Here is a 13,309-nt window from a genome sequence, read left to right on the forward strand (position 1 = left end):
TGACCGAGGAGGCCTTCGATGAACACCAAGATCACCCCCCAACATCAAAGCAAGCCGGCGTACATATACATTCGCCAGTCGACGCTGGCCCAGGTACGACACCATCAGGAGAGCACCGAGCGTCAATACGCGTTACGCGACAAAGCGCTGGCACTGGGTTGGCCGGAGACGGCGATCCGTGTCCTGGACCGCGACCTCGGTCAATCGGGGGCACAGATGACGGGGCGCGAGGACTTCAAGACCCTCGTAGCAGACGTCTCGATGGGGAACGTGGGTGCCGTATTCGCACTGGAGGTTTCCCGCCTGGCACGCTCGAATCTGGACTGGCATCGCCTGCTCGAGTTGTGCGCGCTCACCCATACGCTCGTGATCGACGCCGATGGCTGCTACGACGCGGGCGACTTCAACGACGGCCTGATACTTGGTCTCAAAGGTACGATGGCACAGGCGGAACTGCACTTTTTGCGCGGCCGCCTCCAGGGCGGCAAACTCAACAAGGCGAAGAAGGGTGAGTTGCGCTTTCCACTGCCCGTCGGCTTGTGCTATGACGATGACGGCCGCATCGTCCTGGATCCCGACGACGAGGTACGCGGCGCCGTGCAGTTGGTATTCCGGCTGTTTCAGGAGACTGGCAGCGCATACGCGGTTGTCAAGCGCTTTGCCGAAGAGGGTCTGCGCTTTCCCAAGCGCGCCTATGGAGGTGCCTGGGCAGGTCGACTCATCTGGGGGCGCCTGAGTCACGGACGTGTTCTCGGTTTGATACGTAATCCTTCCTATGCCGGCATCTATATTTTTGGACGTTGCCAGTATCGCCAGCGCATCACACCACAGGGAGAGGTCCATAAGCGCGTGCAGCCAGTTCCAAAGGCAGAGTGGCGCGTCCATCTGCCCGACCATCATGAAGGCTACATCACCCCGGAGGAATTTGAGCGCAACCAGGGAAACCTGGCGCGCAACCGGACCAACGGCGAAGGGACCTTGCTCAGTGGTGCGGCGCGTGAAGGATTGACGCTGCTTCAGGGACTGCTGATATGCGGCTGCTGTGGTCGGGCATTGACCGTTCGCTACCAGGGTAACGGCGGCCTTTATCCATTGTACTTATGCAGTGCTCGGCGCCGCGAGGGTTTGGCGACCACCGATTGCATGAGCATGCGCAGCGAACTACTTGACAACGCAATTGGCGAGGCTGTGTTCACCGCCCTGCAGCCAGCCGAACTTGAGCTCGCCGTGACCGCCCTGAACGAACTCGAGCAACGCGATCGTGCCATCATGCGCCAGTGGCACATGCGAATCGAACGCGCCGAGTATGAGGTCGCACTCGCTGAACGTCGCTACCAGGAATGCGACCCGGCCAACCGTCTGGTCGCGGGTACCCTCGAGCGGCGCTGGAATGACGCGATGCTTCGCCTCGAGGCGATCAGGACGGAAGCCGCCCAGTTCCGGAACCAGAAAGCACGCGTCGCCACGCCCGAACAGAAAGCTCAGGTCCTCGCGCTGGCGCGCAACCTGCCGCGTCTATGGCGGGCGCCGACCACATCAGCGAAGGATCGCAAGCGCATGTTGCGACTGCTCATCCGGGACATCACGGTCGACAAACTGTCCGCCACGAGACAAGCGGTGCTGCATATCCGCTGGCAGGGCAGCGCGTGTACTGATATCACCGTGAACTTGCCCATGCCGGCTGCCGAAGCGATGCGTTACCCCGCCGCGTTCGTTGAGCGGGTGCGCGAACTATCGCAGCATCTGCCTGACCGGCCAATTGTGGCGCACCTCAATCAGGAAGGTTTGCGCAGTTCTACTGGCAAATCGTTCACGCTTGAAATGGTCAAATGGATCCGTTACCGGTATGGAATTGAAGCAACCTCTCCTCACTATGGTCAGCTAATCAACCCAGCAAACCACTTCAACTGCCCCCCTTCGCCATGTAGCCGGCTTTCCCGGCCTCGGACTACTACGGGGGCTCCGCCAGCCTGCATATCATCGGGGGCACACTCCCTTGACATCTATGCAAGCCTTCCCCAGTTCACATGTCGGACTCAACGCACGGGCGAGGTTGCCTATCGCAGTCTTTATCCTTGCTTGCCGCAAGTCGTCGCAGACACCACGGTCTAGCTGCGCGCTCTCCGTGATTCCAGCCGGCCGGCATACATCTCCAGCCAGCATTCGCGGCACCAGTCCATACCTGTGACCAACGCCGATCCGCGTCCTGCCTCTTAAGCGGTGTAGGCAGGGGTGACGATTCAACCCTCAGATGCGTTTCAATAGGTTCGTGTCCCTCAACCGTCCCATGCTCAGCCTGGAAGCTCATCTTGGCGTAACCGCTTCGCCGCAAGCTCCGTTTCCCACGGACTTCGTCACCTTGCCAGTGTCCGGCAAGTCACCGCCGCTTCGGCTCACTTTCTCTCGCAGCAGAGAAAGGGCATGCCCCGGTACCGCAACTTCAAATCCACCGGGTCCTGCATTCCAAACATGTTCAAGCAACTTCACCCCCATGTGGGCGGGCTACGTTGGCTGGGCGTACGGTAGGTCTCATCGACACGCCACGAGCGACCCGCAGGTGTAGCAAGGCGGTTCCAGCGTTTGACGAACTCGGGTGTATAACGCCTCACCCAGCGCAGAATCGTCGTGTGAGCCAGCGACAATCCCCGTTCGGCCATCATCCCGACCAGATCGCGAAAGCTGAGCTTGTAGCGCAGGTACCGGCGAACGCACAGAATGATGATCTCCCGATCAAAATGGCGTCCGTCGAACAACTTCTCCGGACTCTTCAGCTTGCTCATCGCGGCTCGTCGGTTCGTTTTGTTCCGACAACTCTAACCCATTCGCCGGCCCTATTTGCACCAGAGCCTCCGAGAACCGGAGTTTGCGTGCCCAGTAGTGCGCGGCGCTGCATGCCTCCATTGCAACGAGGCACGGCTCGAGATTCGCAAACCAGTTAACGAACCGATCGCGCGTAATCGCCTTTCGGACGATGACAAGATCGGCACTGTCGACGGCATGGATCTGCATGACATGCTTCGCCAGATCAACTCCAACACGAGCAATCTTGTCCATGACTCCCCCTTCGCGGAAGGTTGCGTAGCTCCGCTATGGTGCTCGCTTTCGGCGCAAATCGCGACTCATAAATGTGCTTGATGCATCCCAAAAAAATAGCGACTTATACAAAACGAGCCTGCGCTGTTACGATTCGTGCATCGTTGCCACGGGGTTAGGTGCGAGCGCGGAGTTGTCGCGGCCCGTGACGAGCGGGCTCAGCACGCCTCGGATGCCTTTATGTTCTCGAGCTGGAGCTTGAGAGCGTGATGCGACCGCCGCGCCGGATTGCCATCTTTCTTGTCCGTAGTGTCCTCGCAAGGATGGCCCTGTCTACTTCGAATCAGTTCAGAGGGTGCTAGGGCAGTCTCGCAATAGCAGTCGCCATCTGCGTCGTAGGGCGGCTCCGCGTACCGACGGTCAGGATATTTGGCCACCTCGTTCACCGAGCTGGTGGTCGGAATCGGCTCAGCAGCTCGGCTGCCTCAACTGCATCGTGATGATGGAGCGGTTGGGCGCGCTGTTCCATGGCTGTCAAGGCCTCTTGACGTCGCTGTTCATCGCCACGCCGTTCGCTCTTCTGCAATGTGGCGGCCATGGTCCTGCCGTGCGACTGATTGCTTCCCACCGTTGCATGCGTAGCGATCGTGATCGTGTTTCCCCTCATGCGGTCCTCCTGGAGTTTGAGGGTGACTCGCGAACAAAGCGGCAACTGTCACAACGTAAAAGCGCTGTGCGTGTTGATTCAACTGCCGGCAAATCCACATTGACTGTTAACCTCACAAGAACAAACCGTATGGCTTTACGTCGCATCGCAACCGCATTGCTGCTGGCTGGATTGATTGCCGCCCATACCGCGCAGGCAGATGTGATGCTCAATTTCGTTGACGCCGGCATCGATCAGGTCGCCAAGGCGGTCGGCGCGGCGACAGGGAAGACGATCATTGTTGACCCGCACGTCGAAGGGCGGCTGAATCTAGTCTCTGAGCGCCCTGTTTCCGAGAATCAAGCATTGAAAACTCTGCAGTCTGCGCTGCGAATGCAGGGTTTCTCGCTGGTGCAGGATCACGGTGTGCTCAAGGTTGTGCCCGAAGCGGACGCGAAAGTGGAGGGTGTGCCGACGTACATCGGAAATGCGCCTTCGGCACACGGCGATCAGGTCGTCACCCAGATCTTTCGCCTCAGGTACGAATCGGCGAACAACCTCCTGCCAGTGCTGCGTCCGCTCATCTCGCCGAGCAATATGATTGCGGCCTATCCATCAAATAATACGATCGTCGTCACGGACTACGCTGATAACGTCCGCCGCATTGCGCAGATCATCGCGGGCGTCGATTCTGCGGCCGGCCAGCAGGTGCAGGTAGTGGAACTGAAAAACGCGAATGCGATCGACGTTGCGAGGCAGATGACCAAGATGCTCGACCCTGGGTCGATCGGTAATACGGATGCGACGCTGAAAGTCTCGGTGCAGGCCGATCCGCGCACGAATTCGCTAATGCTGCGAGCGTCGAACGCAGTGCGCCTCGCGGAGGCGAAGTCGCTGGCGAAGCAGCTTGATGCGGCAACCAGGCGACCCGGTAACATCCACGTTGTGCAGCTGCGGGGCGCGGATGCCGGGCGTCTTGCGAAGACGCTGCGCCGCATGCTCGGCAAGGGCGGCAATGATTTGATGTCCACAGGGGGCGGTAATGCCGCGAACTCGTTCAACCAAGGCATGGACTCGTCGGCGAGCACACCGGGCCAGCCGCCACTTCCAGGCGGATCCTTGGGCGGTTCGTCATTCTCGTCGATGGGAAGCAATCGACTCGCAGGCGGCGGCAACAACGGCGGTCAAGGCAACAACGCGGCGTTTCTTGGCGAAAAGGAAGGCGGTGACGGTGAAGAGAACCAGCCCGGCGGGGTGATCCAGGCCGATCCGGAGACGAATTCGTTGATCATTACCGCGTCGGACGCCGTCTACGGCAATCTGCGCAGCGTGATCGATCAGCTTGACGTCCGCCGCGCGCAAATATATATCGAGGCGTTAATCGTCGAACTGTCGGCGACGACAAACGCGAATCTCGGCATCCAGTGGCAGGGTGCGCTGCTGTCGAATGGTAGAAACAACGGTCTCTACGGCAGCTCCAACTTCAATTCCAACGGCAGCCAGGGCATCGTGAACCTGACCGCGCAGGGGGCGACCATCGCAAACGACCCGGCCCCAGCGCTCGCGACGAAGGGCGCGGACCTGCTGAACAACGGCCTGAACGTAGGCCTGCTGCACCGCTTCGGCGACGTGTTCGGTCTCGGCGGCCTGTTGCAGGCGCTGTCGCAGTCGAGCGACGCGAACGTCCTATCGACACCTAACCTCATCGCGCTCAATAACGAAGAGGCGAAGATCGTCGTTGGCTCGAACGTGCCTGTAGTGACGGGTTCATACGCCACGCCGACCGCGAATGCCGCGACGTCCGTAACCGCGTTTAACACGTTCGATCGACAGGATGTCGGGATCGTGTTGCGCGTGAAGCCGCAGATCACCGACGGTGGCATCATAAAGCTGCAAATCTATTCCGAAGCCTCGTCCGTCGATTCGGCCTCGACGAACAATCAGGGCGGCGTGACGATCAGCAAGCGCTCGGTGCAGTCGACGGTGCTGGCCGATGATGGCGAGATCATCGTACTCGGCGGCCTGATAGAAGATAAGTACGCGAACGGCAACAGCAAGGTGCCGCTGCTAGGCGACGTGCCGTGGATCGGCCAGTTGTTCCGTTCGGAGCAGAAGAGCCGCGAAAAGACGAATCTGATGATATTCCTGCGTCCGGTCATCATCGACGATCGGGATAAGGCGCAGGCTGTCACGTCGAACCGCTACGACTACATTCAAGGTGTGCAGGGCGCGTATCGTCAGGACAACAACCTGATGAAGGACGACGACCCTGTCGTGCCGCAGAAGCCGGTAGGTCAAAGTCAGGACGGGTCAACCCTGAATCTGTTCGATCTCGACAAGATGCGTCGCCAGTAGATCGATGTCTTAGTTGTCGTGTTGGGATGCCCCTATGCGATTCATCAAGCGTTAGCAGGTTGCGGAAATGGAGGAAGGCCGCTTCCGTCGGGGTGTATTTCCGCAACCTGCTAAGGGCGAGCTTGCGACAAGAATCGAGCTACTTTGACTGGCGTTGCTGCACATATCTTTTGACGGCGTGGCGCGCTGACGTCCACGTGCAACAGCCGGGAGGAAGCCCCAATACGATTCCTGCGTACAACTTCGATTTATGTTGGCCGGCGTGTTGCGCAGTGACTATGGGACTGAAAAAGCCGGCGCACGGAAGAGCTACATCAAGGTCAAGGGCGGCCAGTGGAAATATATGCACTGGACCGCATGAAAAAAACTGATGCCTCACGCAGTTTGTTCGGACTGAACTACATATCAATTAATTTGATGTTAATTGTCTTGTGCCCTCTCCTACCCACGAGGCAAACTTCTACCTCGCGCGGGCAGTGTGTGGTAACCAAGTGGGCTCACCAACGGTTGAAAGATTGATTCAGAATAGTGAACGGCACCTCTTAAATCAGTAGGATCTGGTATGGTCGTTGAGTCACTAGCTCCTCAAGAATGGTTGGACACCTTGCTGATGTTACGCGGTGCATCGCCACGCGTTTCCAATATCTCCTTCGTAAATTTATATGGCAGAACTAACAAAAATTACCGATGACACCCTTGGCACCGTGCAAATTTGGGGGTTCCATGGGGAATGCAACGTAAGGGACGTCGCAGCGGCTCTTGAGGAGATCGCTGCGGGGCTGAAGGGCGACAGCCATACAATTCACGTGATGTCGGGCACCCACGGCTGTTGCGTGGGGCGAGTCGGTGCTGTCGCAACACGCGAGCAAAGGTTTGCGGAAGAAGATCGGGCTCTCGCCCACCCCATGACGGCAGACAACAAGACCATTGTTGTGGCTGTCCACGACTTCAATACGAACAAGCTGCCGGCTCCCGACTATGTGTCCGCAGCGATGGCCAAGCTCAACAAGGACATCCGCACGATCGTGGCAGAGACGCCCGGAACTCCTACATTCCTGCTCGCCTATTGCTGCAGTGCAGGCACGAAGTAGCAGTGATGGGTTCCGCGGCTCAGGTGCAAATAGCGCGGGGGCGAATCGGTTAAGGTGTCGGGCTGAACGAATTGAGAACTGGCGATGAGCAAGCTGAAGAGCCTGGACGAACTGTTTGCAGGCCGTCACTTTGACCGCGATGTGATCATTCTGTGTGTTCGCTGGTACCTGCGCTACAAGCTTGGCTTGCGCGATCTGGTCGAAATGATGGCGCAACGGGGTCTGGCGCTGGCCCACACGACGATCCTGCGCTGGGTGCGGCGCTTTGCGCCGGAGTTCGTCAAACGGTGGAATCGTTTCGGCAGGCCCACCGGCCAGTCCTGGCGTGTTGACGAGACTTATCTCAAGCTGCGCGGCAAGTGGGTCTATCTTTATCGGGCGGTGGATCGGGTGGGCCAGACAGTGCCAGGCGCGACGTGAAGGCGGCAAGAGCCTTTTTCAGGAAGGCAATAGACATCAGGGCCAGCCACCGAAGAGCATCACGCTTGATGGCTATGCCGCCTCGCACCGCGCCGTGCGCGAGATGAAGGCCGATGGCTTGCTGCCTGAGGACACGAAGGTCCGATCCTCGAAATATCTCAATAATCTGGTCGAGCAGGACCACCGCAACATCAAGTCCCGGACGAAAGTCATGCTCGGCTTCAAACGTTTCAGGAACGCAGCGATCACTCTCTCTGGTATTGAGTTGGTACATCGCATTCGCAAGGGCCAATTCGGTCTCGCGAAGCTCGGCCTCAAAGATGCCACTGCGCCCGCAGTCTGGGAGGTCGTCCTGTCTGCTTGATAAGATATCCTCTATATAAGAAAAATCTCGTGCAGACCGCCTATTTGCACCAGAGCCGCCCTTCGCGGGTTTTGCAATCGCAGGGGCTGCTGTCGCATTTTCCGCGGTCGTTGGTTTTTCCATAGCTTATTGTCGGGAACCCGTGGGCGCAGTGTTCTGGACATTCCTTATGGCATTCGGTGCGCCCATTGAAACTGCGATGAATGAGCCGGGCGTGTTTTTCCAGGCGCTTCTCGGATACCTTGCGGTAGTTGCCGTTATCAGTGGGAGTAAGCGGACTCGCTTCAGTTGGAAATGGTTCGCCCCCGGTCTCGCTGCGGCGTTTTGTGTAAGTCTGGCGGCGTGGATGTTTGCCGATCCAGGAGTATGCCGCATCATGTGAAAGTATGGCCAAGTGACTCGATTTACGGATCGTTGTCCTGGTGAATTCTCTTTCAGGAGATTGTGGGTGCGAGGCGTTATTCGAATGGGAGACGCAACAAGTCATGGCGGCCGCGTGGTGACTGGACAGAATCGGTCTACAGTGATGGGCCGGCCAGTCGCATGTGTTGGCGATAAATGCACCTGTCCTCGATCTGGTCACAGGGATTGCGTGATTATCGAGGGTGATGAGAATGTCAGAATCGATGGGCATGCGGTTGCGTTCGATGCTCACAAGACCTCGTGCGGGGCCGTCCTGATCTCCTCAGTGGCAACGTCCGGCTTGGCGTGAAAGGCAGGTGAGCATATGAGCGATCCCTCAACATGATTCAGATGCGAAGCAACCCAGGCAATCATCTCTCCTATGGCTATCCGGCATAGCCCTGTGGGCGTTCCTGATCCTCCAGATCTACTTCTGGGCGAATGGCCCCTATGAATTTGGCGATGCCTTAGTCAACGGACTGATCTCGATATTTGTGAGCGTCGCTGGTTGCGTTCTGCTACTGCTATACGCGCTTGTGTGCCGTCCGTGGCGTTCGCACAATGATGGCCTAGGCTTTTGGCACCAGATGTTGATCGCGCTATATGCTGTTTTGTACTGGTGCGCGGTGTTAACGCGAGGGCATTGATTGCCCACATCGATCGTGTATGGGTTGTGTGACGGGCAGTTGTAGATTGATGTCGATGTATGACTTTGAGATTGCCTTTGTCAAGATCTTTCAGGCTGTGTTCACTCTAACCGTGTGATAGAGGTTCGGGGTGCGCAGGATGCCTTCGCGGCAACGTACCGTCGGAATTCCGGATTGTGGTTCGAGTGTGCTTTGCTGCTGCGAGGAGCTCGGCCTGGCTCTGGCAAGGGGGTGTCCATTGCGTCGAAAATAGTGGGCATCACGTTCATGCTGACTTATGCGTCTGTCGACGAGAGGTGTCGTGAGCCGCTTATTTTCAAAACACAATGGACGATCTGATTTCCTTTTACGAGCGGGAGCTTGGGCAGTTGCGCGCTTCGCTTGCTGAATTCGCCGCGCGATATCCCAAGGCCGCTGCGCGCCTGTCGATTTCCGGTCAGCACTCGGAAGACCCGCAGGTTGAGCGGATGATCCAGTCCGCAGCTTTGCTCAACGCGCGGACGACGGCGCGGCTTGAAGACGACGTGCCCGAGTTCACGAAGCCGCTGCTTGAAGTCGCGTATCCAGAATATCTGCGCGCGTTTCCATCCTGCACCATCGCGTGTTTCGAAAGCAGCCGGGCGCTCGATCGGCTGACGAAACCGGCGGTCATCAAACGACGTACCGAACTGAAAACACAGACCGGAGAATACCCGTTCGAGACCGCGTACGAGGTGACGCTGGCACCGATACGGGTTGTGGACGCCGGGTTTCGCATGCCCACAGCCGCTCCAGCAGCCGTATGCCTGTCCGATGAGACGACCGGGGTTCTATCCATTTCCTTTGACGCATTGATAGCTTGCGCTGACCTGAGAAGTATCGTGCCGGATAAGGTTCGCGTTTTCGTGGACGGTAGCGCGCCGTCCGTTGCAGCAACCATCGATGCATTCCTGCAACGTGCGCTGGGCGCATTTGTCGAGGTCGATGGAAGCGGGCGATGGATAGCGTTGCCACAGGTGCCTGTCAGCGCCGCAGGCTTCGATGACGATGATGCGATGATCGAGCGCGCCGACCGGCAACGTTCGCCGTTCCGACTTCTCCTGGAGTATTTCGCGTTTCCACAGAAGTTCGACTTCGTCGACATCGATCTGGCGACACTGCTGCGCGGCAACGGCCCGCGCAATCGTGTCGACCTTCATATCCCTGTGCGCGGAATCCATCCGGACTCTTTCGCGGCCCGCGTCCTGCGCGAACTGGGACCGGCGAACTTTCGGCTTTCGTGCACGCCCGCTGTCAACCTGTTCCGGCTTCCGGCAGAGCCCGTTGTACTTAAGGACATGACGACGCCGGTCTATCCGCTCGCACCGCAAACATTGACGCTAGGGGAAACTTCTGTCTGGACTGTGGACGCCGTCCGGGTGAGCGTGAAGGGCGGAAGCAGCACGACGATTGCGCCGGTGCCGGCTTTCGAGTCCCTGAACCACCATGGCCGCACAGGTGCGCATGGCGCTCGCGGACCCTTTTTCTGGGTCGCCGAGCGCGACAGGCGCCTGGCAGAATTCGTTGCCGGACAGGACACGCTACTGTCGTTCGTCGGCATCGATGGTCGCCCTGTTGAGCCCGCTGGCTTCGAACAGATTCATGCTGATCTGCGATGCACAAACCGCAATCTGCCAGCGGCGATTGCTCCAGGTAACCCGGCGGGCGATTTTGTAAATGTGGTCGGGGCACGGGGAAGCCGTATCGTCATGCTGCGGCGACCAACAGTCAGTCAGCCCCGACCGGGAAAGCCGGGCCGCTACTGGAACCTCGTGAGCCTGCTCTCGCCCGGAACTTTCAGCCTGAACCAAGCGGGGCTGCCCGCGTTGAAAGAACTGCTATCGGGTCATGTTCCGAAGGATTCGCAGCCCGCGGCCAGGCATATCGACGCGATTGTCGGGCTTGCAGGCGAACCCGTAATGGAGTGGGTGATAGCGCCGCCGCAGTCGCAGCTCGAGCGTGGACTACGCATACGCCTGGTCGTCGACGATGTTGCACTCGCGGGTTACGCACTCAGCACGTTCACGCGAGTGCTAGAAAGCGTGTTCGTCCGGTATGCCCCCGCACACAGCTTTGTGCAGGTCGTACTCATTTCAGCGAACAACGGCGCGGAACTCACCCGTAGCCGATTGCTGCGCGGAACGACCCCGCTCATCTGAGGGCAGGATTTGATCGGTGAATCAACAGACATGATCGAACGGTTGTCGGACATGTCGCGCGAATGTAGGCGATGGGCAGTCTCAGTCGCCGGTACGAGACTGCCCGTCTGGTTCAAATCCACATTCGCACATGTCGCTCCGGACGAGTATCAGGAACTCGTGCAAGTCTGGAGTGAGGAGCCTGTGTTGCGGGATATGTCGGCGATGTTGTCAGCGCTGCAACCGGAGCATCTGGTGACGATTGCGTGTCCATATTGCGAGAACCGGAACATCACGCTGCTGAAGCCCACCCAGGCGTTCTATCACTGCGACGCCTGTGATTCAAATTTTTCCGGTCGAAAAACACGCCGTTTTATCGCCTTCAGCGTCAGAGCTATCCACGCATCTATGCAACGGAGCCGTTTTGCTGTGGGCCTCATGGACACCGTTTGAAGCACGGAGGATCTCGGGGGCCAGCGACTCGGGCCTGAGGCCGGCCGGAAAAAGTGGAAGCCATCATTCCGTAAAATTCAGGAATGGAGGCATACTTGAATCGAATCCCCAAAGCCGTCTACACGAAGGAATTTCGTGAAGAGGCAGTGAAGCTGGGGTAGCGGCGAGGTAAGCGTTTATGCGCTGCAGGGCATAAGTGCTTACCTTGTTCGCCCCCCAAGCTTGCAATGACCGAGGGTGTTGGTGTCTCGGAGGCTGCGCGACGGCTGTCGATATCAAGAAGACAGTAGCAAACTGGGCGCGTGCTGCGAAGGCCGGCAAGCTAGAGCGCGTGGGCCAGCATCAAAAGCCGCTCACTGAGATCGAGACCGAGCTCGCGCAAGTCAAGCGGGAACTGGCCGAAGTCAAGATGGAGCGCGATCTACTAAAAAATTCGCAACGTACTTTGCGAGGGAGTCGCGGTGAAGTACGGCGTGATCGAACAGATGCGACAGGACTATCCCGTGCCACCGATGTGCCGGCTGCTGGGCGTTTCCGTGAGCGGCTATTACGCTTGGCGCAAACGCTCGCCGTCGTTGCGGGCACAGCAGGAGGCGCGACTGGAGGCGGAGGTGCTCGCTGCGCATCAGCGCACGCGTGAAACCTTCGGGCCCGAACGCTTACAGAAACACCTCGGTGAGCATGGCGTGCAACTCGGCGTTCATCGCATAAAAAGGCTGCGTAAAAAGCTCGGGTTGCGTTGTAGGCAGAAACGCAAATTCAAGGCGACGACAATTCGAAGCACGACCTGCCAGTGGCACCGAACCTGCTGAACCAGGATTTCGCCGCAACCGCGCCAAATCAGGCCTGATGTGGTGATATCACGTATATCGCGACCGACGAAGGCTGGCTATATCTCGCCGGCTTGAAAGATCTGTTCAGCGGCGAACTGGTAGCCTACTCCATGAGCGAGCGCATGACGAAGAATCTGGTGATGCACGCACTGTTCCGTGTCGTTGCATCGCGCCGCCCGGCGCGGGGTCTGATCCATCACACGGATCGCGAGTCTCAATACTGCGCTCTGGCCTATCAGGCGCTCGTACGCCAGTTCGGCATGCAGGGCTCGATGAGTCGCCGTGGCAATTGCTACGATAACGCACCAATTGAGTCGTTCTGGGGCACGCTCAAAAGCGAGCTGGTCTGTCATCGACGCTTCGCCACACGCGAAGAGGCACGGCGAGCCATCAGCGAATACATTGTGAGCTAGGCGCTTAACGACGTACCGTTGTTGGAATCTGAGTTCGTCGCCATGCTCGATTCCGAGACTCGCTTTGCAACCTGCTGGCTGGATAGCGTGAATCACATAGGAACGGGTGCGACGTCTGGCTACACGTTGTAGCGCACGGAGAGTGCGACTACGAAGACACGAAGACGACAAAGACCACGGTAGATCGTTGTTGACCAATTAGTCGCCCCTGAACAATTCGCTTCTCGTGCGGCCGGCGTCACACCATCGCGTCGGCAGCAATGCTGCGGTTGAACAATGCAGCGAGAATGAAGACACAAAGAAAGCGCAGCTTCCTGAGGATCATCCGCAGATTATGGCCAGCGCCGCACAGCACCGCGTGCATCGCATCGCCGAGCGCGCCCTTCAGCCAGTTGCGATCGAGTTTTCCGTCTGTCTTCATGTGACCGATGGCTGGCTCGATTGCGCTGCGCCGTCTGATCATCGCGCGTAGCCCGCGTGTGATGCCCCGCCGCAA

General features: G+C 58.4%; 8 protein-coding genes and 4 pseudogenes. 9 read left to right on the plus strand and 3 right to left on the minus strand.

Features of this window, described 5'->3' with window-relative positions; all coding sequences use genetic code 11:
• Window positions 1-18 precede the first annotated feature (18 nt).
• A complete protein-coding gene (locus M3A49_RS36800; protein ID WP_266233244.1) occupies window positions 19-2,112 on the plus strand; it encodes a recombinase family protein in 2,094 nt (697 codons plus the stop codon).
• A 410-nt stretch (window positions 2,113-2,522) separates the two neighbouring features.
• On the opposite strand, the pseudogene M3A49_RS36805 reads toward M3A49_RS36800, so the two are convergent.
• Together M3A49_RS36805 and M3A49_RS36810 are read right to left on the minus strand one after the other, a co-directional pair.
• Window positions 2,523-2,780 (minus strand): annotated as a pseudogene (locus M3A49_RS36805) (IS6 family transposase); the annotation flags it as partial.
• A complete protein-coding gene (locus tag M3A49_RS36810) occupies window positions 2,731-3,054 on the minus strand; it encodes a hypothetical protein (protein WP_246089447.1) in 324 nt (107 codons plus the stop codon). The pseudogene M3A49_RS36805 and the gene M3A49_RS36810, both read right to left, overlap by 50 nt.
• Before the next feature lie 775 nt (window positions 3,055-3,829).
• Here M3A49_RS36810 and gspD point away from each other — a divergent pair.
• The 8 genes and pseudogenes from gspD to M3A49_RS36850 form a co-directional block, all read left to right on the plus strand.
• On the plus strand, window positions 3,830-6,034 hold the full coding sequence (gspD, locus tag M3A49_RS36815; protein ID WP_254358490.1) for a type II secretion system secretin GspD: 2,205 nt from the start codon (window positions 3,830-3,832) through the stop codon (window positions 6,032-6,034).
• 662 nt (window positions 6,035-6,696) lie between these two features.
• Window positions 6,697-7,125, plus strand: coding sequence for a hypothetical protein (locus tag M3A49_RS36820; RefSeq protein WP_133190727.1), 429 nt, complete (start codon window positions 6,697-6,699; stop codon window positions 7,123-7,125).
• A gap of 84 nt (window positions 7,126-7,209) precedes the next feature.
• Window positions 7,210-7,909 (plus strand): annotated as a pseudogene (locus M3A49_RS36825) (IS6 family transposase).
• Window positions 7,910-8,078: 169 nt separating this feature from the next.
• Complete coding sequence (locus M3A49_RS36830) at window positions 8,079-8,291, plus strand: hypothetical protein (RefSeq protein WP_133190731.1); 213 nt, start codon at window positions 8,079-8,081, stop codon at window positions 8,289-8,291.
• Between the two features lie 66 nt (window positions 8,292-8,357).
• Window positions 8,358-8,621, plus strand: a complete 264-nt coding sequence (locus M3A49_RS36835) for a PAAR domain-containing protein (protein WP_266233245.1) — start codon at window positions 8,358-8,360, stop codon at window positions 8,619-8,621.
• A 663-nt stretch (window positions 8,622-9,284) separates the two neighbouring features.
• Entirely contained in the window at window positions 9,285-11,135 is a 1,851-nt protein-coding gene (tssF, locus tag M3A49_RS36840; protein ID WP_266233246.1) for a type VI secretion system baseplate subunit TssF, read from the plus strand.
• 30 nt (window positions 11,136-11,165) lie between these two features.
• A complete protein-coding gene (locus tag M3A49_RS36845; protein ID WP_266233247.1) occupies window positions 11,166-11,567 on the plus strand; it encodes a hypothetical protein in 402 nt (133 codons plus the stop codon).
• A 95-nt stretch (window positions 11,568-11,662) separates the two neighbouring features.
• Window positions 11,663-12,804 (plus strand): annotated as a pseudogene (locus M3A49_RS36850) (IS3 family transposase); the annotation flags it as partial.
• 247 nt (window positions 12,805-13,051) lie between these two features.
• Here the strand turns inward: M3A49_RS36850 and M3A49_RS36855 are convergent.
• Window positions 13,052-13,309, minus strand: a pseudogene (locus tag M3A49_RS36855) (IS5/IS1182 family transposase); the annotation flags it as partial.

The sequence above is a fragment of the Paraburkholderia sp. CNPSo 3076 genome, from assembly GCF_026343935.1.
Lineage (GTDB): Bacteria > Pseudomonadota > Gammaproteobacteria > Burkholderiales > Burkholderiaceae > Paraburkholderia > Paraburkholderia nodosa.

Coding starts and splice junctions, on each gene's coding strand:
- M3A49_RS36800 (WP_266233244.1), top strand. CDS start 19: ATGAACACCAAGATCACCCCCCAACATCAAAGCAAGCCGGCGTACATA.
- M3A49_RS36810 (WP_246089447.1), bottom strand. CDS start 3,054: ATGGACAAGATTGCTCGTGTTGGAGTTGATCTGGCGAAGCATGTCATG.
- gspD (WP_254358490.1), top strand. CDS start 3,830: ATGGCTTTACGTCGCATCGCAACCGCATTGCTGCTGGCTGGATTGATT.
- M3A49_RS36820 (WP_133190727.1), top strand. CDS start 6,697: ATGGCAGAACTAACAAAAATTACCGATGACACCCTTGGCACCGTGCAA.
- M3A49_RS36830 (WP_133190731.1), top strand. CDS start 8,079: ATGGCATTCGGTGCGCCCATTGAAACTGCGATGAATGAGCCGGGCGTG.
- tssF (WP_266233246.1), top strand. CDS start 9,285: ATGGACGATCTGATTTCCTTTTACGAGCGGGAGCTTGGGCAGTTGCGC.
- M3A49_RS36845 (WP_266233247.1), top strand. CDS start 11,166: ATGATCGAACGGTTGTCGGACATGTCGCGCGAATGTAGGCGATGGGCA.